Here is an 18,283-nt window from a genome sequence, read left to right as displayed (position 1 = left end):
GGCCAGTGGCCGAGCGGGGCAACCCATCGATCCACACACTAGGCCGGATACAAGGCAGCAGCCGACTTCTTCACAACACGATGCGGGTTACTACCTATCGCCGGGAGGCATCCATACAAGTTATGACATGCGACTGCACGATATCGCTCATGCGCGGGCCGGCGACAAAGGCGACATTTCCTGCATCTCGGTAATCGCCTACCGCGCCGAAGACTACCCGTGGCTGGAGCAGCATCTGAGCGCCGAGCGGGTACGCGCCCACCTGGCCGGCCTGGTGGCGGGCAAGGTGGTGCGCTACGCGCTGCCCGGCATCGGCGCCCTGAACTTCGTGCTCGAGCGCGCGCTGGCCGGCGGCGTCACGCGCTCGCTGGCGCTCGATGCGCACGGCAAGTCGTACAGCTTTGCCTTGCTGTCGATCGAACTGCCCGAGCGCGAGGGCACGTAATGCGTTGCGCGCCGAGCCAAACCCATCGCTGGAGATTGCCATGAAACCATCTATTGTGTTGCCGGACGGCACTGCCGTGCCGGCACTCGGCCAGGGCACCTGGATGCTCGGCGAGCGCCCCGCGCGGCGTGCCACCGAGATCGACGCATTGCGCCTGGGCGTGTCGCTCGGCATGAGGCTGATCGACACCGCCGAGATGTACGGCGAGGGCAAGACCGAGGAGCTCGTCGGCGAGGCGCTCGACGGACTGCGCGACGAAGTCTTCCTGGTCAGCAAGGTGTATCCGTTCAACGCCAGTCGCAAAGGGGTGATCCAGGCCTGCGAGCGCAGCCTCGAGCGCCTGCGCACCGACCGCATCGACCTGTATCTGCTGCACTGGCGCGGCGAAGAACCGCTGGCGCAAACCATCGCCGGCTTCGAGGCGTTGCAGCAGGCCGGCAAGATCCGCTACTGGGGCGTGAGCAACTTCGATACCGACGACATGCAAGAACTGTTCGCGACGCCGGGCGGCGCGCGGTGCACGACCAACCAGGTGCTCTACAACCTGAGCCGGCGCGGGCCGGAATTCGATCTGCTGCCGTGGCAACGCGAACATCGCATGCCCATCATGGCCTATAGTCCGCTCGAACAGGCCCGCCTGCCGGCGCGCGGCGCGCTCGCATCGATTGCCGACGCGCACGGTTGCACGGCCATGCAAGTCGCGCTGGCCTGGGTGCTGTCGCGCCCGGGTGTCATCGCGATCCCCAAGGCGGGCCGGCCCGAGCACGTGCGCGAGAACGCCGGCGCAGGCGACATCGTTCTGAGCGCCGAAGAACTGCAGGCGCTCGACCAGGCGTTCGCACCGCCCAAGCGCAAACGCCCGCTCGAGATGCTGTAGCCGAGGACACACGACAATCCAGACGCCTGGCTGAACATCGTATTTCGCGGTTGATTTTAGGGCGCTGCGGTCCATCACGAAATCGTATTGTGCGATGGATGATGAGCGTCTGGTGCCGAGTGCCGGGTGGTTGTGTCCGTTCTTCCGAGGAAACGAGGCGTCACGCGGGTTACGCTGGACAGGAGCGCCAAGCGCTTTTTCTCTCGCATCTGAAGGCCGTTGAAGCGTTTGATCGCTATGTCGGGTGGCGATACCGCCATGGGCATGGCGTGTCGCTGGATCGCCGCGAGTACCGTGGTCTGATGCCGCGCTCAAGGCTCCTCTTGACCCAGAAGGGTGGACCGTTCGAGATGAGTCGGAAGCGTCGTGTCAGCCTTGCCGGCGAGCCCAGGGATATTGGGCCGCATATAGTCTGCAAAGCTACGTCACTGGTCTGTATCGGGCCGCAGGGCCAGGCAGGAGTACAGCAGTCATTCCGGGCGGAGGACGTTCGCAACCCGGTTGATCGCCAACGGGCATTCGCTCGAAACCGTACAGATTCTATTGGGGCATGCCTACCTCGATCACGTGGCCGCGTATCTGGACGTGTCGGAGCAGGAGCAGCCGATGCGATCGCCGGGATCGACCTCGGGGAATGAGGCAGGACCGAGCGATGATTTTAGGGGTCACACTACGAATGCTCGCAGCCAATAACTGTGGCAAGGATAACCTTGCATCTCGTTGCGATGTGATATACGATATATATATCATGAAATTTGGGTGTGACAATGAGCCGAATCTTGGTTGATCTGCCTGATTCGCAGGTGGAGGAGTTGGCGGTGATTGTGGAGTCGGAGCAACGCCCTCGAGCGGCCGTTATCCGTGACGCCATCGAGGCATACATCGCGCAACGCAAACGCACGCTTGGTACTGATGTATTCGGATTGTGGAAGAGCAAAAAGGTCGATGGCCTGACATACCAGCAGGAGCTTCGCTCGGAATGGTAAAAGCGCTGTTTGACACGAATGTTCTCATCGACTACCTCGGCGGTATAAGCGCTGCAAAGAAGGAGTTGGGGCGCTACGAATATCGTGCCATCAGCACGATTACGTGGATGGAAGTTCTTGTTGGTGCTTCCACCGAGGAAGAGAAAGCCATTCGATCGTGGCTCGGCTCATTCGACGTTATTGCAGTTGACAGTGCCATAGCAAATCGCGCGGTTGAAATCCGCAAGGCAAGGCGAGTTCGTCTTCCTGACGCCATCATCTGGGCAACGGCGCAAGTGCATTCGCTGTTGCTCGTTTCGCGCAATACAAAGGATTTTCCGGCTGACGAACCGGGCGTTCGAGTCCCATACAAAGTGTAGGAAACAAGGGAAACATGAAACGGCGAGATCTCTTTGACAGCGCAGGGAATGTGCTCTTGCCGAAAGTGCCCGTTAATATGGACGATGTCGATCCTGATGATCGGGACGAGCTTGCAGGCATGCGTCGCGGTCTGATGTGCGCAACCGAAGCGCTGGAGCTGCGCCGCGGGCTGATGCACGACCGCTTTGTCCTGCTCAAACGCCAACGCGATAACAGCACTGGCACGGCTGATAGAGGAAGACAAAATCCGACTCGTTTCAACCACGAAATACGGATGCTCAAATAAAAAAGACCTTCGCATCACGAAGGTCTAACGGTGCCGGCAATCGCGCGGGCGGCAAGCGGCACCGGAGGAGCCGTTTTCAGAACGAGTGGTGAATGCCGCTTAGCACGACCGTCTGGTTCGCCCCGGAGGCAGGGCCGATACCGGTGATGTCGGCAACCGCATTGGCCGAGGCGCGTTCATAGAGAACGCTCGCGTAGAACTGCGTGCGTTTGGAAAACGCATAGACGTCCTGCACGCTGAGTTGGGTCCAGCGCTTGCCGGCGAAATGCGTCGACGACACGCCGGCGCCGAGCGTATCGGCCGGCGTGAGCTGGTAGTTGGCGCCGCCGTCGAGCGCGACATAGCTGCTGCGCTGCTGGTTGGCTGAAATGCGCACATCCGTCGCCAGCGCGTGAAAAGTCCAGCGCCCCCACAGATAGGCGGCGCCGGCGCCGGCGATCTTGACGTTGTCCGCCACGAACAGACTGCCCGGCGCGAGTGCCTGGCCGGCGAACTCGGTCAAGCCCAATCCGCCCGCCAGATTCAGCGGCCGGTCGTTGTAATTGGAGTAGGCCGCCGCCGCCCTGAGCGGGCCGCTCGCATACTTCGCCGCAAGGCTGTAGCCGGCCGTGGTGTTGGCGCCCGCCCGGTTGCTGAAGCTATACATCGCGCCAAGCGTCAAGCCGCCAAGATTCGGACTGCGATATTTGACGGCGTTCGATACCTCGACCGGTACCGTGTTGGCCAGGCCATCGATATTGCCCGGGTGGAACACCGAAAAATTGCCGATGATCTGCGCCGAGGAAAGCCGCCCCAGCCACTCGAAATTCCAGTCGGTCTGACGCCCGAGCGTGAGGGTGCCGAGCCGCGCATCGGCCAGACCGACAAACGCTTCCCGGTTGAACAGCACGCCGGCGCTGGCCAGATTGCCGGTGATCGTCGAAAAGCCCGATTCCAGCCTGAACAGCGCCCGGCGCCCGCCGCCAAGATCCTCCGAGCCGCGCAGGCCCCAGTGATCGGCCCGGTAAGTGCCCTGCTCGGCGATGAACGCCGAGTTGCCGCGCAGGTTGCTGACATACCCGACGCCCGCGTCCAGACTGCCGTACAGCGTGACATTGCTTTGCGCCAGCGCCAGTGTCGGCAGGGCCAGCCCCGACAACACCAGTGACCACACCATCGTTCGCTTCATTACATGCTCCCCGAAAACAAGGTTTGGATAAGAATCAGAACGCCCGAGATCAATGCGAAACCCAGCACGCACGAGCGCATCAGGCGATCGTCGAGCCGGTGATGGACCAGCCGGCTTACCGTGGCGCCGACGAAAACGGCTGGAATCAGCGCCGCGGCTTGCAAGGCCAACGTCAGCGTGACGTGGCCGGCGGCCAGCAGTAAGGCCAGCGAAATCAGCTCACCAAGGGCGAAGCACAGAGCAATGGTCGAGCGGAGGATGGGCGCGCGGTGATGCTGGAACACCAATGCGAGAGCCGGACCGCCAATTCCGGTAGCGGTCTCGGTTACGCCGGTAATGAGTCCGGCGGTGACGAACGACTTGCGCCCTGGCGTGAACGATGGCACGTACAGCGTAGCCAAGACCGCCAGGATGGTCGACACGCCGATCAGCAGGTTCAAGTCGTGCTGCGACATCCTGGCAATGATCCACAGGCCGCCGAGCGCGCCGACCGAGCGGCCCGCGGTGATCCACGTGGCGCCGCCTTTGTCGAGTTGCGGGTGCTCCCGCCAGCAGACATAGAAATTGAGCGGCAACATCAATATGAGCAAAGTCACCGGCAGCAGTTGCGGCTCAAGCAGCCCGACCACGGGCGCGACGATCAGCGCGAAGCCGACACCGACCGTGCCCTGCACGAGCGCCGCGACAGCCACGATCAATGACATGAATGCGAAAAACGGCAAACTCATCGCGACACCTCCGGCGACACCGCAAGTGTCGGGGCATGGTGCCCGCCTGCCGGCAGCGCCCCGTGCACCTTCTGGATAGGCGCCTGGGCAATCACCGCGCGCGCCGCCTCGGCCGCCTCGGCCATCAGCGCCGCGCCGTCCCAGTCGAGCGGCCATCCCTGCCACAGGCGCAGATCGCCCGCGACGAACACCGCTTCGATCTGCGAGCGATTGGCCAGCCGCACCAGTTCCCACGACAGATCCCACGACGGCAGCATCTCGGGCACGTCCAGATCGACCAACAGGAAATCGGCGCAATGCCCCGGGGCGATCCTGCCGGTCGTCGCACCAAGCCCTGCGGCGTTCGCGCCACCCGCTGTGGCCAGCGCCAGCCACAGCGCGCCGCCGCCGCACGACGAATCACCCGCCGCCAGACCGTAGCTCAGACGCTGTGCGGCTTCGGCCGCGTCCATCAGGCGAAACGCGTCACTGCGCGTGCCGTCGGTGCCCAGGCCAAGACGGATGCCCAGCGCGCTCATCTGCAGCGCCGGGGCCACCGCATTGCCCTTCCACTGGCTGGCCACCGGGTTGTAGCTGACCGCCGCGCCACTGTCGCGCAGCAAATTCAGCTCGCCGGGCGTCACCAGGCTGGCGTGCGCCAGCAGCGTTTGGGGGCCGAGCGCACCGACCTGCGCGAGCAGCTCGAGCGGGCGCAGGCGGCGCTGCACCAGCGAACGCTCGACCGAAGCCAGGTGCTCGTTGATATGCGTCTGGAACATCGCGCCCGCTTCGCGGCACAGTGCCGCCACCGCATGCAGCGTGCCGTCGGTAGCAGCCTCCGGCACCGAGATCGCCAGCGACGGCCGCACCAGCGCATCGCTCGCCCAGCGCGCCAGATGCGCCTCGGCGGCCGCCATCACGGCATCGCGCGGCCGCTGCGGCTGTCCGTCGGCGAGATCATTGCAAATCAGGCCGAGCACGCAACGCAGGCCCACCTCGCGGCATGCGGCGGCAATCGCGCTCACGCTGCCGGGCGAGCGCGTGCCGGCATCGCAAACCGTCGTGAAGCCGCCCCGCAGGGCCTCCCACGCCGCCAGCCTGCTCGACAGCGTCAGCATCCTTTCATCCAGGCAGTGCTCCATCGGGACCCAGATGCGGCGGTAGATCTCCGAGGGTTCGCCAAATGCCAGCGCCTTGCCGAACGATTGCGTCAGATGGTGGTGCGCATCGACGAAGCCCGGCATCATCAGCCGCCCGGGCAGGCGCCGGGCATGCAGCCCCGGATGCGCGGCGGCGACCTCGGCGGCCGGACCGACGGCATGGAATTTGCCGCCGCTGACGACCACCGCGTGCTCGCGCACCGGCCCCTCGGGCAACAGCAGCCATTCGGGCAACAGCAGCATTTCCGGCGCGCGCAAACCGTCCGGTGCGCCATTCTTGGTAGGTATCGATAAGTGCATGAAAGCGTTCCTGCGTGTGTCGAACTCATTGCGCCGGCCAGACGTTCGCACCGGCGGCATCGTGAGGCGTATTACGATGGATTACGAAGCTTTTTTCGCCTCGCTCGCCAGGGAAGGACTCGCGGCGCGATAGCGCCGCAAGTGATGAAACAGGATATTCACCAGAACCGCGGTCACCGCGCCCATGGCCAGGCCGTTGCCCAGCACGACTTGCAGGCTCGAGGGGAATTTCGAATAGAGCCCGGGCACCAGGATCGGCAGCAGCCCCATCGTCAGCGCCGCGGCGAGGATGTACATATTGGCGTGCTCGCGCAGTTCCACGGCGCGCAGCAGATTGACCCCCATCACGCCGATGATCGCGAACACGATCAGGGCGGTACCGCCAACCACCGGCGCCGGGATCACGCTGGCCAGCCGCGCCAGCGGCGCGCACAGGGCGATGATGACCAGGAACACGCCGGCGGCCGCCGTGACGTAGCGCGAGCGCACGCCGGTGGCTTGCACGATGCCGATGTTCTCGCTGCTGGTGATGATCAGCGAGGTGCCGAAGATGCCGCCCAGCAACGACATCAGCGCATCGCCGCGAATCGTGCGGGGCACCTGGTCGCGTATGTCGATTTCCTTGCCGACGACCTCGGCAATCGCCACCGTCTGGCCGGTGGCCTCGGCCATCGAGATCACGCTGAAGATCAGCAGCGGCACGGTCGCGGCCAGATTGAAATGCGGCCAGCCGAACGGCAGCGGCCTGGGCAGGCTGAGCAATGCACCGTGTGCCACGCCACCCAGCGGCATGACGCCGAGCACCGCACTGAGCGCGGCGCCCGCCAGCAGGCCGAGCAATACCGCCAATTGCCCGCCGATGCCGCGCAGAATCTTCGCAAAGCCCACGGTAAAGGCAATCGTCGCGACCGCCAGGCCGATATTCAACGGCTCGGCGAAGCCGGGCGTGCCGGCCCGCCCGACGATGATCGAGCCATAGATCTTGATCAGATTGACCGCCACCAGGATCAGCATGGTGCCGATCACCACGCGCGGGAAAAACTTCAGGCAACGGGCAAACACCGGCAGCACCGCGAAATAGAACAGGCTGGTCAGAATGACCGCGCCCGCCGCGGTCGGCAGATCGGTCTGCCGCGCGATCAGCACGAACATGATGACCGGCGCGCCGCCCGGCACCATCACGAACGGCAGGCGCGCGCCGAACTTCCCGACGCCGAACGACTGCAGCAGCGTTCCGAGACCACACACCAGGAAAGTCGCGCCGATCAGGTTGACGATCAGCGTCTCGGGCAAGCCCAGCGCCTTGGCCACCAGGAATACCGAAGTGATCGGCGAGGCCGCCACCACCAGCACGTGCTGCAATCCGAGCAGCGCCAGCCGGGTCCAGGGCAGCCGTTCATCGACCGGATCGGCCGTCGTTTTTTCATTTGTCATGCTTGTGTCTCCATGGCGCTCCGGCGCCGGTCTGTATTGCCGCGCCTAGCCGCCCTCAGCGGGTTCGGTGCGTTGCGCCGCCCTCCTGGTCGCGCAACCCCAAAACGATTTGGGATGGAATTAAAAAAAATAATCGCCGATCCCAAAACGATTTGATATGTATACTTGTTCATCAAAACAGCACTGTCAAGATACTTTTGCGATGGTCTATCGAAACCCGGACGCGCATGCGTCGGCATAATTGCCTCCAGCGCCCCGCAAAGGTAAGCTTTGCGCGGTGCGCGGCGAACCGAGGCGGCGCGACTCAGGATTTTCCCTAGCCGCTGGCCTCGGGCCTCTGTCAGTGGCGTGCTCGCCGCCCTCTTTGTCCAACCCTTGCCGATCGATGCCATCTTCCGCCCCCCGCCGCCCGACCATTCTCGACGTTGCCCGCCACGCCGGCGTCTCGCCCACGACGGTCTCGCATGCGCTCAATGAGCGCGGCTACGTCGATCCGCAAACCCGCGAGCGGGTCAAGGCTTCGGCGCAGGCGCTCGGCTATCGGCCCAACATGCGCGCGCAGCGCCTGCGCACCGGCGAGGCGCAAACCATCGCGTTGCTCTCGTCGATGCCGTTCGAGGTGGCGGGCGGCGCCTCGCGCCTGGGTTTTCTGATGGAGATCGCGGCGGTGGCCGCTGCCTCCGCACTCACGCGCGGCCTCGCACTGATCCTGGTGCCGCCGATGCAGGGCAATCAACTGCCGCTGGAGCGACTCGACATCGACGGGGCGATCGTGATCGAACCCACCGACGATGACCTTAACGTGGCGCACCTGCAAAGCCGGCGGCTGCCGGTGGTTTCGATCGGGCGCCAGCCTGCCGACGACCCGGTGCCGTACGTCGACCTGCAATCGGCCGCCACCACGCAGTTGCTGCTCTCCCATCTGTGGGCGCAGGGCGCGCGGCGCATCGCGCTGCTGATCGGCGCGCAGCGACGCAATTCCTATGTCGAGGCCGATCTTGCGTATCGCGCGTTTTGCGAAGCCCATGGCATGAGCCCGCGCATCTCCATGGCCGACGAAGCCGGCGGCGAGCAGGCCGGGCACGATCGTTGCGCGGAATTGCTGCGGCAATACCCGGACATCGACGGGCTGTACGTCACCGTCGACGCGTTCGCCGTGGGCGCGCTCCAGGCGATCGCCGAACACGGCTTGCGGGTGCCCGACGACATCAAGCTCGTCACCCGTTACGACGGCCTGCGCGCGCGCACCAGTACGCCGGCGCTCACGGCGGTCAATCTGCATCTGGACGCGGTCGCCTCGCTCGGCGTGCAGCTGCTGTTCGAACATTTGGGCGGCGACACCCAGCTCCGGCACATGACGCCGCCCGCCCCGGAACTGGTCGCGCGCGCTTCGTCGGCCAAAACGCGCAAGCGCTCGCCCGCGCGGTAAACGGAGCACCCCATGAGTCGAGTCTCGAGCGCGCTCGCGCCCCGTTGCGTCGCCGTGATCGGCGGCGGCCCGGCCGGCCTGATGGCTGCCGAAACGCTTGCCGCGGGCGGCGCGCGCGTCGACCTGTACGACGCGATGCCGTCGGTCGGGCGCAAGTTTCTGATGGCCGGCCGCGGCGGCCTGAACCTCACCCATAGCGAGCCGATGGCGCCGTTTCTGGCGCGCTACGGCGCACGACGCGATGACCTCGCGCCGTGGCTCGCGCGCTTCGACCCGCAGGCGCTGCGCGCCTGGGCGCACGAGCTCGGCGTAGCGACCTTCGTCGGCACCTCCGGGCGCGTTTTTCCGACCGACATGAAAGCCGCGCCGCTGCTGCGCGCGTGGCTGCACCGGCTGCGCGGCGCGCAAGTGCAATTTCACATGCGGCATCGCTGGATCGGCTGGGACACTAGCGACAACCCCGCGGGCGGCAACGAAGGCGCGATCGCGCTGCGTTTTGCTGTGCCCGAAGGCGAATGCACGCGGCATGCCGACGCCGTGGTGCTGGCCCTGGGCGGCGCCAGCTGGCCGCGCCTGGGCTCGGACGGCGCGTGGGTGCCGCGCCTGGCACAACGCGGCGTGCCCGTGGTACCGCTGCGGCCGGCCAACTGCGGTTTCGACGCCGACTGGAGCGACCACTTCCAGGCCCGCTTCGCCGGCGCCCCGCTCAAGACGGTGGCACTCAGCGTCACCGCACTCGACGGCGGCGTCGTTGCGCGGCGCGGCGAATGCGTGGCGAGCGCCACCGGTCTCGAAGGCAGCCTGATCTACGCGCTCTCGGCCCCGATCCGCGACCTTATTGCCGCCAATGGCTCGGCCGAGGTCCTGATGGATTTGCTCCCGGATGTCCCGCAGGAGCGCGTCATGCGCGAAGTCTCGCATCCGCGCGGCGCGCGTTCGTGGTCCAGCCATCTGCAAAGCCGGCTCGGCATCGCCGGCGTCAAGGCCGGGCTGCTGCGCGAGTGTCTATCCAGGGATGCATTCGCCGACCCGGCTCGCCTGGCGCGAGGCATCAAGGCGTTGCCGATCCGCTTGCTGCGCCCGCGCCCGATCGCCGAGGCCATCAGCAGCGCGGGCGGCGTCGCGCTCGAGGCGCTCGATGCGCACCTGATGATCAAGCACATGCCGGGCGTGTTTTGCGCCGGCGAAATGCTCGACTGGGAAGCGCCGACCGGCGGTTACCTGCTGAGCGCCTGCTTCGCCAGCGGGGTGGTCGCCGGTGAGGGAGTCCTGGCCTATTTGGCCGGCCGCTGACCCTCTATTGCGCCGCCAGGCGCCACAGCGAGGTTATCTCCGCGGCCCGTGCGGCGTGCAGCGGGTCGCTCGCGTCGGCGGCACGCGGGTGGTGCGGCCGGGTGTCGATCCTGCCGAGCACCTTCAGGCCGGCCGCCGCAATGGCCGCCAGTAATTCATCGCGCGTGCGCAGGCCAAGATGCTCGGCCAGATCCGAGAGAATCAGCCAGCCTTCGCCTCCCGGGCTCAGGTGCGCCGCCAGGCCCGCCAGGAAGCCGCGCAGCATGCGGCTGTCGGGGTCGTACACGGCGGACTCCAGCGGCGAACTGGGCCGGGCCGGGAGCCAGGGCGGATTGCAGACGATCAGCGGTGCCCGGCCGGGCGGAAACAGATCGGCCTCGAGCACCGAGACCTGTTGAGTCAAGCCCAGCCGCTCGATGTTCTCGCGCGCGCAGGCAAGCGCCCGCGGCTGCTGGTCGGTCGCGATCACGCTGGCCACGCCACGGCGCGCCAGCACGGCGGCCAGCACTCCCGTGCCGGTGCCGATGTCGAACGCCAGCGTGCGCGCCGGCAAGGGCGCCGTGGCCACCAGTTCGACGTACTCGCCGCGGATCGGGGAAAACACCCCATAGTGCGGATGAATGCGCCCATCCAGGGCCGGAACCTCGACCCCCTTCTTGCGCCACTCGTGCGCGCCGATGATGCCCTGCAACTCGCGCAGCGATGCAACATATGGTTCCGGTGCCGCCCCGTAGGCCTCCTCGCACGCCAGCATGACGTCGGGCGCGCGGCGCAATGGAATGCGGTGGCCGCTCTCGAACGGGATCAACAGCATGCCCAAGGTACGGGCGCGCTGCGACTGCGCCTGACGCTGCCAGTGAAACGCTTCGGTCAGCGACGACGGCACTTTGGCCGCCTTGCGAGGCTTGTGATCGACACGACGCGCCAACGCTTGCAAGAGTTGGCGTGCGTTCTGGAAGTCGCCGCGCCACAACAGCGCCGTGCCTTCGCTGGCCAGCCGGAAAGCGGCGTCCGCTGTCATGCGGTCGTCGGCGACCACCACCCGCTTGGGCGGCGGCATGCCGCCCTCGGCGCGCCAGCGGGCCGAACGCGCCTGACCGTCCTCGGTCCAGGCGATCGTCGCGGTGTCGGTCGTGGTCATGATGCACCTCGCATGCGCCAGGTCAGCGGGTGCCAGCCATGCTGGCGGGAAATCGGGGCAACGAATGGAGTGATGATCAACATCGGGAATTCCAGAAAAGGGGCTGCGGCAGCGAGCGACCGGGAGGAAGCCGGGTACTCCCGCGGCGCACGCGCACAACGGCGCCCACTGTAGAGGCTTTTGGCGCGGCTGTGTATACCTTTGCGCCCGACCCGCCGGGCGGGCGTCGTCGCCATGCTTTGCGGCATTCGTGAAAAACGCCCAAGCATGAATGCTTGGGCGCCTGTTGCCGCGATCGGTCGGACTCGGGCTCAGTAGCCCATCGCCGCGCCCGCCGGGTGGCGCTGGTCGGTGCCGCCGGTCAGCATGCCGGTGGCCGGATCGACCACGATCGCTTCGGCCGCGCCCCACGGCCCGTACGCCTTGAAGTGATACCCCATGGCCTTGAGCTTGTCGATGGTGTCCTGCGAGAACGCGTAAGGCTCATACTGAATCACGTCGGGCTGCCATTGGTGATGGAAGCGCGGCGCATCGACCGCCTCCTGCACATTCATGCCGTAGTCGACCACGTCCGAGAAAACTTCCAGCGCGATCGTGATGATGCGCGACCCGCCCGGGCTGCCGAATACCATGAACAGCTTGCCGTCCTTGGTGGCGATGCTCGGCGTCATCGAGCTCAGCGGCCGCTTGCCCGGCGCGATTGCGTTGTTCTCGCCCTGGATCAGGCCATAAAGGTTCGGCACGCCGACCTTCGAGGTGAAGTCGTCCATTTCGTCGTTGAGGAAAAAGCCCGTATTGCCGGCCATCACGTTCGCGCCGAAATAATTGTTGATGGTGTACGTGGTGGACACCGCATTGCCCTTGTCGTCGACGATCGAGAAGTGCGTGGTATTGGTGCCTTCGTGCGGCGCCACGCCCTGCTTGACCTCGCTCGACGGCGTGGCCTGGTCAGGCTTGATGGACGCGCGAATCCGCGCCGCATAGTCCTTCGAAATCAGGCGCGCGATCGGCGCCTTCACATAATCGGGATCGCCCAGCAAGGTGTTGCGATCGACATAGGCGTGACGCATCGCCTCGACCATCACATGGGTGGCGGCGGCCGAGTGAAAGCCCATTTTGGCCAGCGGATACGGCTCGATGATATTCAGGATCTCGCACAGCGTGGTGCCGCCCGAGCTTGGCGGCGGCGCCGAGATCACGTGGTAGCCGTGATAATCGCATTCGACGGGCTTGGTTTGTTCGACGAAATAGTTTTCGAAGTCGGCCTTGCTCAAAATGCCGCCGTGCTCGTTGCTCGCCTTGACGATCGCGTCGGCGATCGGCCCCTTATAAAACGCCTTGGCGCCGTCCTTTTCGATCAGGCGCAAGGTGTGCGCCAGATTGGTCTGCACCAGGCGATCGCCGACCTGATAAGGCTTGCCGTGCTTGAGGAAGATCGCCGCGATGTTCGGCTCTTGCGCAAACAGCTTGCTCGGCCCGCGCAGCGCATCGAGATCGCCCTGTTTGCCGCTGCCGGTCATGATGTCGACGTCGCCGCGCTGCAGAACGAAACCATGTTCGGCCAACCCGATCGCCGGCGCCATCACCTGTTGGCGGGTCATCGTGCCGTATTCGCGCAGCACCGTATCGAGCCCCATCACCGTACCCGGCACGCCCACCGCGAGGTAGCCGCGCGTGCTGCGCCCCGGCACCACGTTGCCCTTGGCGTCCAGGTACATGTCACGGGTAGCCTTGAGCGGCGCACGCTCGCGGAAATTGACAAAAATGTTGCGGCCATCGGCCAGATGCAAGGTCATGAAACCGCCGCCGCCGATATTGCCGCAGCACGGATCGACCACCGCCAGCGTATAGCCCACAGCAACCGCCGCATCGATGGCGTTGCCGCCCTCCTTCAGGATTTTCAGGCCGACTTCGGTGGCCAGATGTTGAGTCGTCACCACCATGCCATGCCTGCCATAGGCCGGCGGCGGCGCAACCGCATGGGCGGCCTGCGCCAGCACCAATGCGGCAAAGACTGCCAAAAACCGGGGCGACAGCTTTACCCGGCAGGACAGACGAATGAGGGATCGCAGGTGTTGCATGAATGACATGGCCTTCTCCTGTTCTTCTTGCGGTAACGTCCAGATGGGTCCCCGATTTCCCCACGACTTGTTTATTGTTGTCGGCGCAGGAAAATCATACACGACCATCCGCAAGTTTTACTGCGAGAAGAAAAGGATCGTTCTGCCAAGTCACCGGGGCGGCGGCCCAACCGATGCCGCCCGCGTCATGGCGCGCACCCCCTCAGGCGTGAGGCAGCAGCACCAGTTTGCTGGACGCGGCGCGCCCCTGATCGAGATCGGCGAAGGCGGCGGGCCCTGCCTCCAGCCGGCGCGACTCGACCCAGCTCAGGTCGCCGAAAGCGCCTTCGTAGATCGCCTGTACGGTGGCGCGCAGGTCGGCGGTCGAGTAGGTGTACGTCCCCATCAGGGTGATTTCGGCGAGCGTCAATTTGCGCATGTCGATCTCGCTGGCCCAGTCCTGCAAGCCGATGTGCATCACCACGCCGCCCGGCTTGACCGCCTGCAGCGCGGCGGCCCGCGTGGGCTTGGCGCCGACCGCATCGATCACATAGTCGTAGGCGCTCTCCTCGGCCGGGGTGTCGAGCGGATTGAAGGCGAGGCAGCCCGCATGCTGCTGCGCCGAGGCGCGGCGCAGCGGATTGACCTCGGCCATCGCGACATGGCGGCAGCCATACGAGCGCAGCAGCAGTGCCGCCAGCAGCCCGATCGCGCCGCCGCCGATGACCAGCGTACGGGTCTCGGGCAGCGGACGTGCGAACGCGCGCATCGACAGGTTGATCGCATGCAGCGCGGTGGCCGCGGGCTCGGTCACGGCCGCCTTGAGCGCCGGCATGTCCTGCGGAATGTCGATCAGGCTCGCCGCCGGAATCGCCATATATTCGGCAAACGCGCCAGGCCGCGTCATGCCGACCATGGTGCGATTGGTGCAGAGGTTGTCGCGTCCCTGCACGCAGTACGCGCATACGCCGCAAGTGATCAGCGGGTTGGCGCTCACGCGCCGCCCCACCGGCCATGCCGGCACGGCGCTCTCGACGATCGTGCCGGCCAGCTCGTGCCCCAGCACCAGGCCCGGCTGGCGGCGCGGGTCGTGACCGTGATAGGCGTGCATGTCGGAGCCGCAAATGCCGACCGCGTCGATTTTCAGGATCACCTCGCCGGCGGCCAACGCCGGATAGGGCCGCTCTTGCACCGCGACTTCGTTGGGCTGCGTGTAGACCAAAGCTTTCATAGGTGTGTTCTCTTTTGCGTCAATCCAATGCAAACAAAGTCTTCATGCGATGCAACCCGCGGCAGGTCGATCATCTCGCCGTGTAGCCGCCGTCGACCATGATCGTCTGACCGGTGATATAGGCCGAAGCGTCGCTGGCCAGGAACAGCGTCACGCCGTACAGGTCTTCGAGCGCACCGTTTCTGCCGATGCAGGTCTGGGCCGCGTGCCGCTGCGACAGCTGCGGGTCGTTGAATACCGGCGCGGTCAGCGCCGTGGGGAAAAAGCCCGGACCGATCGCATTGCAGGTGATGCCATGAGGGGACCACGCCTGCGCGATCGCACGCGTCAGTTGGAGAACACCCCCTTTCGCGGCGCCATAGGGGGTGCTATCGCCGAAGGCGCGATACGACTGCAGCGAGGCAAGATTGATAATGCGCCCCCAGCCGCGCTCGCGCATCGCCGGCGCCAGCGCCTGCGTGAGGAAAAACGGCGCGCCCAGATGCAGCGCCAGTTGCTGCTGCCAGGCTTGCGGCGTGACTTCGGCAAACGGCTGGCGCAGATTGATGCCGGCCGCGTTGACCAGAATGTCGATGTGCCCGGCGCGTGCCTGCGCGCGCTCGGCTCCTTCCCGCGCGCCGTCGGCCGAAGCCAGATCGGCGCATAGGTAGTCGGCCTTGATGCGCGATTGCCGCAGGCGGTCGGCCGCCGCCGCCAATTCGGTCTCGCGGCGCGCGAGCAGCACCACGCTTGCGCCTGCCAGGCCGAGCGCGGTAGCCATCGCCTCGCCGATGCCGGCGTTGCCGCCGGTGACCAGCGCGGTGCGCCCGCTCAGATCAAACAGTGTCGGTAGGTTCATGTCGTCGGCCTGTGGTTCGGTGGCATCGCCGGGTTACTGTGTCACGGCGTCGCCGAGCGCAAAGCGTTCGTCGGGAAAATACTTGGCAAGACGATCGTCGGCGGTGCGTGCATGCGCCTCCATGCCTTCGAGACGGGAAATGCGCGCGGTCACCTGGCCGATCTGGTGGGCGGCCTGCCGGGACATCTTCTGCCAGGTCAGGGTCTTCATGAATTTATGGACCGACAGGCCGCCCGAGTAGCGCGCCGCGCCTTTGGTTGGCAGAACATGGTTCGGGCCGCTGGTTTTGTCGCCGAATGCCACCGTGGTTTCCTCGCCGAGGAACAGCGAGCCATAGCAGGTCAGGTTGGCCAGCCACCAGTCGAGATCGGCCGCATGCACTTCGAGATGCTCCGACGCGTAGCGGTCCGACACCTCGGCGACCTCCTCGCGCGTATCGCACAACACCACTTCGCCATAGTCGCGCCAGGCGCTGCCGGCCGCGTCGCGCGCGATCGGCGGCAACGCCGCGATCAACTCGGGCACGCGACGCATGACGTCTTCGGCCAGGGCGCGCGAGGTCGTGAAAAGCCACGCGGGCGACTCGTGACCATGCTCGGCCTGCCCGACCAGATCGCTCGCGACGATCGCGGCATCGGCCGTTTCGTCGGCGATCACCGCGACTTCGGACGGACCGGCGAAGACGTCGATACCCACCTTGCCGAACAATGTGCGCTTGGCCTCGGCAACGAACTTGTTGCCCGGCCCCACCACCACGTCGGCCGGCTTGCCGGTAACCAGGCCGTAAGCCATGGTCGCGATGGCCTGCACGCCGCCCAGCGTCATGACGATGTCGGCGCCGGCCGACTTGAACGCGTACAGTACGTAGGGATGAATGCCCTCGCCGCGAAACGGGCTGGAGCAAGCGATGATGGTCTTGACGCCGGCAGCCTTGGCGGTGGCCACGCTCATATACGCCGAAGCAATGTGTGCATAGCGGCCGGCCGGCGCGTAGCAGCCGACCACGTTGACCGGCACCACGCGCTGGCCGGCGGTGACGCCCGGGTACAGTTCAACCGAGAATTCCCGCAGCGATTCGCGCTGCGCAACGGCGAAATCGAACACCTGCTTCGCGGCGAAATCGATGTCGGCCCGCACGCTCGCCGGCACCTCCCTGGCGCGGCGCTCGATCTCGGCCGGCGAGACGATCAGATCGCCCGTCCATTTGTCGAGCTTGCTGGCATATTCGCGCACCGCCGCCTCGCCGCGCGTCTCGATCTCGTGCAGCATTTCGGTCACGACCTTCTGGGCGGTTGCCGTCTCGGTCTCCGGAGTTTTCGTCGCCTTTTTCAGATAGGTCACTGCCATGACAATCTCCTTGCACAGAATGAAAGCGGTTACATCATGAATTTTTAAGAAGGCCGGCGCACCGGCCCTCTGTGTCAGCTCACGGCGGCAGCCTTAACCGTACGACCCTGCAACGGCTGGCTCGCGCGCCGGCATCAGTTCGTCTGGTTGGCGAACGCAGCCAGTTTCGGGTCGGCCTCGACACGTTTCATATAGGTGTCGGTGATATAGCTGTGCGCGGCCGGTACGCTGCTCAGCGCGCCGGAGGCGTGCATGAACTTGGCGATATCGGTGAACCAGCGGTCCATTTCGGATGGCCCCTTGGCGCGATCCATCGCCTGCAGCTGCTGCTTCAGATCGAAGGTCGGCCGCGTATCGAATTCCTGCTCCATCGACGCTTGCGAGATCGATACGCCGCCCTGCGCGTAAAACTTCTTCATCATCTCCAGCGCCTGCGGCTTGTGTGCGTTCATCCATGCCCAGGCGCGCAAATACACGGCCAGGAATTTCGCGACGTTCTCCGGATGTGCCTTGGCATAGTCGCCGCGCACGATCAGCGCACCGGGGACCACCGCGCCGCCGTCTTTCCCGGTGCACAGCACCTTGGCGCCCGCCTTCTCTTCGAGCGTGTAGTCGTTGGGCGCCCATACGCCGGCGTAATCCGCGTTGCCGGAGGACATCGCCGAGATGATCTCGGCCTGCCCCATGTTCTTCAGGGTGACGTCGTCCTTGGACAGGCCGAACTTCTTCAGGCACGCCTGCACGGCGTAGTCGCCGGTCGAGTTCGATGTGAGAACGATGGTCTGCCCCTTGAGCAGCTTCGGATCGGCCTTGACCTGCGCATAGTGGGATTTGCTGACGATCAGCAAGTTGGCCTGCGACTCATCGTTGGTCAGACCGATGGTCTCGATGCCAAAGCGTTGCGAGCCGAGCACCGCGGGCACGGAGCCGGTGCCGCCGACATCCCACGACTTGGAAGCGGAGGCAGCCATTTGCGGCACGCCCGCCGGGAAGATGGAAAATTCAGGTTTCAGGCCAAGCTCGGCCCACCAGCCTTTTTCAGTGGCGACATAAAACGGCAGCGCCCAATAGAGCGCCGGCTGATAACTCACCTTGATCGGCGTGAGCTCTGCCGCGAATGCCGACGCGCCGATCGTGCCGATGGCCGCCCAAAGTGCTGCCCCCCTGACAAGACTGCGGAAAATACGTTTCATTGTGTCATCCTCGTATTGTGTGTTATTG

General features: G+C 65.4%; 18 protein-coding genes. 8 read left to right on the top strand and 10 right to left on the bottom strand.

The window, feature by feature from the left end; all coding sequences use genetic code 11:
- Positions 1–127: 127 nt before the first annotated feature.
- From EPN80_RS12620 to EPN80_RS12595, 6 genes are all read left to right on the top strand, one after another.
- Complete coding sequence (locus EPN80_RS12620) at positions 128–445, top strand: hypothetical protein (RefSeq protein ID WP_293027581.1); 318 nt, start codon at positions 128–130, stop codon at positions 443–445.
- A 40-nt stretch (positions 446–485) separates the two neighbouring features.
- Positions 486–1,322, top strand: a complete 837-nt coding sequence (locus tag EPN80_RS12615) for an aldo/keto reductase (protein ID WP_293027572.1) — start codon at positions 486–488, stop codon at positions 1,320–1,322.
- Between the two features lie 501 nt (positions 1,323–1,823).
- Complete coding sequence (locus tag EPN80_RS12610; RefSeq protein WP_293027569.1) at positions 1,824–2,015, top strand: hypothetical protein; 192 nt, start codon at positions 1,824–1,826, stop codon at positions 2,013–2,015.
- Positions 2,016–2,089: 74 nt separating this feature from the next.
- On the top strand, positions 2,090–2,308 hold the full coding sequence (locus tag EPN80_RS12605) for a ribbon-helix-helix protein, CopG family (protein WP_293027566.1): 219 nt from the start codon (positions 2,090–2,092) through the stop codon (positions 2,306–2,308).
- On the top strand, positions 2,302–2,667 hold the full coding sequence (locus EPN80_RS12600; RefSeq protein WP_047215065.1) for a type II toxin-antitoxin system VapC family toxin: 366 nt from the start codon (positions 2,302–2,304) through the stop codon (positions 2,665–2,667). Before EPN80_RS12605 ends, EPN80_RS12600 begins: the two co-directional genes overlap by 7 nt.
- A gap of 14 nt (positions 2,668–2,681) precedes the next feature.
- Entirely contained in the window at positions 2,682–2,954 is a 273-nt protein-coding gene (locus EPN80_RS12595) for a hypothetical protein (RefSeq protein ID WP_293027562.1), read from the top strand.
- Positions 2,955–3,030: 76 nt separating this feature from the next.
- On the opposite strand, the gene EPN80_RS12590 is transcribed toward EPN80_RS12595, so the two are convergent.
- The 4 genes from EPN80_RS12590 to EPN80_RS12575 all read right to left on the bottom strand — a co-directional run bounded on the left by EPN80_RS12590 (position 3,031) and on the right by EPN80_RS12575 (position 7,723).
- Complete coding sequence (locus tag EPN80_RS12590; RefSeq protein ID WP_293027560.1) at positions 3,031–4,122, bottom strand: porin; 1,092 nt, start codon at positions 4,120–4,122, stop codon at positions 3,031–3,033.
- Entirely contained in the window at positions 4,122–4,850 is a 729-nt protein-coding gene (locus EPN80_RS12585; RefSeq protein ID WP_293027557.1) for a sulfite exporter TauE/SafE family protein, read from the bottom strand. Before EPN80_RS12585 ends, EPN80_RS12590 begins: the two co-directional genes overlap by 1 nt.
- On the bottom strand, positions 4,847–6,289 hold the full coding sequence (locus EPN80_RS12580) for an amidohydrolase family protein (protein WP_293027554.1): 1,443 nt from the start codon (positions 6,287–6,289) through the stop codon (positions 4,847–4,849). The genes EPN80_RS12585 and EPN80_RS12580 overlap by 4 nt, the downstream gene beginning before the upstream one ends.
- Before the next feature lie 81 nt (positions 6,290–6,370).
- Positions 6,371–7,723, bottom strand: a complete 1,353-nt coding sequence (locus tag EPN80_RS12575) for a uracil-xanthine permease family protein (protein ID WP_293027551.1) — start codon at positions 7,721–7,723, stop codon at positions 6,371–6,373.
- 385 nt (positions 7,724–8,108) lie between these two features.
- Between EPN80_RS12575 and EPN80_RS12570 the strand changes: the two genes are divergently transcribed.
- On the top strand, positions 8,109–9,152 hold the full coding sequence (locus EPN80_RS12570; RefSeq protein WP_293027549.1) for a LacI family DNA-binding transcriptional regulator: 1,044 nt from the start codon (positions 8,109–8,111) through the stop codon (positions 9,150–9,152).
- Positions 9,153–9,164: 12 nt separating this feature from the next.
- Positions 9,165–10,445, top strand: coding sequence for a TIGR03862 family flavoprotein (locus EPN80_RS12565; RefSeq protein ID WP_293027547.1), 1,281 nt, complete (start codon positions 9,165–9,167; stop codon positions 10,443–10,445).
- Positions 10,446–10,449: 4 nt separating this feature from the next.
- On the opposite strand, the gene EPN80_RS12560 is transcribed toward EPN80_RS12565, so the two are convergent.
- The 6 genes from EPN80_RS12560 to EPN80_RS12535 all read right to left on the bottom strand — a co-directional run bounded on the left by EPN80_RS12560 (position 10,450) and on the right by EPN80_RS12535 (position 18,255).
- On the bottom strand, positions 10,450–11,586 hold the full coding sequence (locus tag EPN80_RS12560; RefSeq protein ID WP_293027544.1) for a class I SAM-dependent methyltransferase: 1,137 nt from the start codon (positions 11,584–11,586) through the stop codon (positions 10,450–10,452).
- Between the two features lie 311 nt (positions 11,587–11,897).
- Positions 11,898–13,676 carry a gamma-glutamyltransferase gene (gene ggt, locus EPN80_RS12555; protein WP_293027541.1) on the bottom strand — a complete coding sequence of 593 codons (1,779 nt, stop codon included), beginning with the start codon at positions 13,674–13,676 and terminating at the stop codon, positions 11,898–11,900.
- Between the two features lie 193 nt (positions 13,677–13,869).
- Complete coding sequence (locus EPN80_RS12550) at positions 13,870–14,877, bottom strand: alcohol dehydrogenase catalytic domain-containing protein (protein ID WP_293027538.1); 1,008 nt, start codon at positions 14,875–14,877, stop codon at positions 13,870–13,872.
- Between the two features lie 70 nt (positions 14,878–14,947).
- Positions 14,948–15,715 carry an SDR family oxidoreductase gene (locus EPN80_RS12545; protein WP_293027535.1) on the bottom strand — a complete coding sequence of 256 codons (768 nt, stop codon included), beginning with the start codon at positions 15,713–15,715 and terminating at the stop codon, positions 14,948–14,950.
- A gap of 33 nt (positions 15,716–15,748) precedes the next feature.
- Positions 15,749–17,062, bottom strand: coding sequence for a histidinol dehydrogenase (gene hisD / locus EPN80_RS12540; protein WP_293027533.1), 1,314 nt, complete (start codon positions 17,060–17,062; stop codon positions 15,749–15,751).
- Positions 17,063–17,196: 134 nt separating this feature from the next.
- On the bottom strand, positions 17,197–18,255 hold the full coding sequence (locus EPN80_RS12535; RefSeq protein ID WP_293027530.1) for an ABC transporter substrate-binding protein: 1,059 nt from the start codon (positions 18,253–18,255) through the stop codon (positions 17,197–17,199).
- Positions 18,256–18,283: the final 28 nt, after the last annotated feature.

The organism is Pandoraea sp. (assembly GCF_004297875.1).
Lineage (GTDB): Bacteria > Pseudomonadota > Gammaproteobacteria > Burkholderiales > Burkholderiaceae > Pandoraea.
This window is presented reverse-complemented; position numbering and strand designations above follow the sequence as displayed.

Coding starts and splice junctions, on each gene's coding strand:
- EPN80_RS12620 (WP_293027581.1), top strand. CDS start 128: ATGCGACTGCACGATATCGCTCATGCGCGGGCCGGCGACAAAGGCGAC.
- EPN80_RS12615 (WP_293027572.1), top strand. CDS start 486: ATGAAACCATCTATTGTGTTGCCGGACGGCACTGCCGTGCCGGCACTC.
- EPN80_RS12605 (WP_293027566.1), top strand. CDS start 2,090: ATGAGCCGAATCTTGGTTGATCTGCCTGATTCGCAGGTGGAGGAGTTG.
- EPN80_RS12600 (WP_047215065.1), top strand. CDS start 2,302: ATGGTAAAAGCGCTGTTTGACACGAATGTTCTCATCGACTACCTCGGC.
- EPN80_RS12595 (WP_293027562.1), top strand. CDS start 2,682: ATGAAACGGCGAGATCTCTTTGACAGCGCAGGGAATGTGCTCTTGCCG.
- EPN80_RS12590 (WP_293027560.1), bottom strand. CDS start 4,122: ATGAAGCGAACGATGGTGTGGTCACTGGTGTTGTCGGGGCTGGCCCTG.
- EPN80_RS12585 (WP_293027557.1), bottom strand. CDS start 4,850: ATGAGTTTGCCGTTTTTCGCATTCATGTCATTGATCGTGGCTGTCGCG.
- EPN80_RS12580 (WP_293027554.1), bottom strand. CDS start 6,289: ATGCACTTATCGATACCTACCAAGAATGGCGCACCGGACGGTTTGCGC.
- EPN80_RS12575 (WP_293027551.1), bottom strand. CDS start 7,723: ATGACAAATGAAAAAACGACGGCCGATCCGGTCGATGAACGGCTGCCC.
- EPN80_RS12570 (WP_293027549.1), top strand. CDS start 8,109: ATGCCATCTTCCGCCCCCCGCCGCCCGACCATTCTCGACGTTGCCCGC.
- EPN80_RS12565 (WP_293027547.1), top strand. CDS start 9,165: ATGAGTCGAGTCTCGAGCGCGCTCGCGCCCCGTTGCGTCGCCGTGATC.
- EPN80_RS12560 (WP_293027544.1), bottom strand. CDS start 11,586: ATGACCACGACCGACACCGCGACGATCGCCTGGACCGAGGACGGTCAG.
- ggt (WP_293027541.1), bottom strand. CDS start 13,676: ATGTCATTCATGCAACACCTGCGATCCCTCATTCGTCTGTCCTGCCGG.
- EPN80_RS12550 (WP_293027538.1), bottom strand. CDS start 14,877: ATGAAAGCTTTGGTCTACACGCAGCCCAACGAAGTCGCGGTGCAAGAG.
- EPN80_RS12545 (WP_293027535.1), bottom strand. CDS start 15,715: ATGAACCTACCGACACTGTTTGATCTGAGCGGGCGCACCGCGCTGGTC.
- hisD (WP_293027533.1), bottom strand. CDS start 17,062: ATGGCAGTGACCTATCTGAAAAAGGCGACGAAAACTCCGGAGACCGAG.
- EPN80_RS12535 (WP_293027530.1), bottom strand. CDS start 18,255: ATGAAACGTATTTTCCGCAGTCTTGTCAGGGGGGCAGCACTTTGGGCG.